The organism is Candidatus Cryosericum odellii (assembly GCF_003570935.1).
GTDB lineage: Bacteria > Caldisericota > Caldisericia > Cryosericales > Cryosericaceae > Cryosericum > Cryosericum odellii.
On the sequence record NZ_QXIU01000264.1, the window covers coordinates 1 to 2,587 of the forward strand.

At 56.7% G+C, this 2,587-nt stretch carries 2 protein-coding genes; both read right to left on the reverse strand.

Translation table 11 applies throughout. The features are described from left to right. The coding region (locus SMC5_RS10290) for a DEAD/DEAH box helicase (RefSeq protein ID WP_119120613.1) at window positions 1-1,919 on the reverse strand (1,919 nt) is incomplete at its 3' end. 224 nt (window positions 1,920-2,143) lie between these two features. Then, on the reverse strand, window positions 2,144-2,428 hold the full coding sequence (locus SMC5_RS11840) for a dual OB domain-containing protein (RefSeq protein ID WP_119088198.1): 285 nt from the start codon (window positions 2,426-2,428) through the stop codon (window positions 2,144-2,146). Between the last annotated feature and the right edge of the window lie 159 nt (window positions 2,429-2,587).

Consider the following 2,587-nt stretch of genomic DNA (forward strand, 5'->3'; position numbering starts at 1 on the left):
TGTCCGTCTTCTGCAGCACAGTACCTGCGGGCAGTGCGGCCCAGATTGAGATACGCCGGACGAAAGTCGTGTCCCCACTCAGAGACGCAGTGTACCTCGTCGATGACGATGACGGAGACACACGTGTGGCTGGTCAGGGAAGTCAGCGCTGATCGAAACTCCTTGATCTGGAAGCGTTCAGGCGACACGAAGGCAAAGAGATACTCTCCCTGCCCCAGGAGCTGAATCAATTGGGTGCGCACTGTTGTCGATGTGCTGCTATTGATGGCGGTGATACGGTCAATACCCTTTGCTCTCAGGCCCTCGACCTGATCATCCATCAGTGAGACAAGTGGGTCGATGACGATTGTTCTCCCCGGCAGCAGCAACGATGCGAATTGGTAGATCAGGGACTTGCCTGCTCCGGTGGGAAGAAGGGCCAATGTGTCCTTGCCGGCCAAGACACGCTTGACTGCATCCCGCTGTTCGTCACCGAACTTCTCAAAGCGAAAGAGGTACTGGAGGAGAAACTGCAGGGTTTTGTCGGCGGGAGACAGCGCTGGAGTCACTTGCTCGACGGGCGAGTAGAATGCCATGGAGGCGTGGAATGGCAACGCACAGGGTAGGAGTTGAAAGCATGACTCCCCAGATTCGGACCGAGGGTCAAATAGGATGGTCATCGCGCTTCCAGTGAAACCATCCTTACCAGAATTCTCGAACGCACATGTCGGCATGCCTTTCCCGACAGTGCAGCCATGTACGCTGGCAACCGCCCGCAGAAGCCGGACGAAGTCTTCAATCGCCGCAGCGACGAGCAGGTGCGTGATTTCTGGATCGAACCATGCAAGACGATCCAGGTCTGTACTGATAGACCAGGACTTTGGTTCCGTCAGCGACAGGCGTCCGTATTTCATCCCTTGTACGAGGAGTACCTGGATTTGGTGTGCCACCGTGACCGCCTTGAGGTACACAGTCTGCACCGATCGTGGCTTCTCAACCAAAGGTGTCGACATCTGAAATAGAAGGTCTCGCACGTTCTCCTGCTCAGGCCCTGCCCCTGCCATGACCTGATGTGCAGGAATACGCAGCACTTCATAGCCTGCCTCTTTCAAGACCCGATCGCGATCGGCATCGGCAGCCAGCTGGTCGGAATGTTGAGCTCCGTCAATCTCAATAATGAACTTGCGCTTGTTGCCAAGATGCCATACCATGAAGTCCACGCGTCTCCTGGTATTGTCCGGTGACAATTCGGCAGATTCCACCAGGCTCGCGATCTCTATTTGAGGGACCACGGTGAGCCATGGATCGCGCTGTGACGCTACTCGGAGAACAGAGTCATAGAAGGCTGTCTCGGTAGGACTGTCCAGCGCAACACGTGGCAGCTCGAGTGGCCATTGTTCGACCAGCCCAGTGATATCTTCCACCGAGAATGCACTCGGTAGTCTGATGCCAAACAACAGGGCTATCCTTTGCTCAAGCGACTCAGACAGCAGCGTCAACCGCCCTCGGAACACCAGTTTCTCAAGCACGGCGAGAACACGTTGGGCGGCGGTATCCAGTGAAGGCGCGCGATTGTTGGCAGGGAAGTCGACCCGCCACTGGGCGAGGTACTGCCACACTGCCGGGTCCAGCGAAAGGTCTTCGTCGCATATCGACTTGAGCAGTGATGCCGGCACAGCCATCGACTCGAACACAGTGACCTGCTGAGAAGTAGTTCTCGCTTTGCAGACGACGGACCTTGGCAGATCGATCGGCTCGGCGTTGCGATAGACATCTCCTGCCATGCTCACCGGCGTATCGTCTCCGTTTCCGTCATACGGCAGAATCCCTCTGCAGTGAGGATACCCCGTGCATCCCCAGAACCGTTGCCCGGCATACGGGCCGCTCTTTGCCGTGCGCACCACCATCTCTGCGCCACAAATCGGACAGACTTTCCCCATTGCGCCCTCCGCAACTGCAACCAGCCCCGTTTCTGATACCGCTGACGACGCTGCGTCAACTCTGAGCATAGTGTAGGAACTCGGTTCCCACTGTCAACGAAGCGCGTGAGGCCATGCAGACCACAACTGGCGACTAAGCGCAACAGAGACACAGCCCAAGCGCGGGCTCACACAAATGCTGTCTGACGCCGACCAGCCAGACCGTCTGTATCGTCAGAACCCGTCTACGGTAGGACTGCAGCAGCCAGCTTGTAGTGGGCGTCCCTGGGTTCAAAGTATACGCCGATGCTGATACAGACATACTTTTCTGGTCGTGGGCCGTCGTGAAGCTTGCCCTGCCCCCGTAGGCGCTGCAAGAAGTAATCATCGGTCATGCTCAGTCGGTAGTCGATGCTTTCGTGCCTGAATTCGACATACCACTTTGTTCTGCCAGCATCCTCCTTGGATGCCAGCTTCAGGGTGGGTACCTCAATGAGCCACAGGCTTCTCGTTAGCGGATGAGCAAGCACTAACTCCGANNTTGATAGTGGAATCCACGGGGATAGGAGTACCGGGTGGATCCACGAACCTTTCCACGTCGCCAGGATGAATCGTCGAGTTGCATCATCAAAGAATCGCAGCGAAATGGTCCGGCGTGTCGTGTCCGCACCACATACTCAACTCCCCCC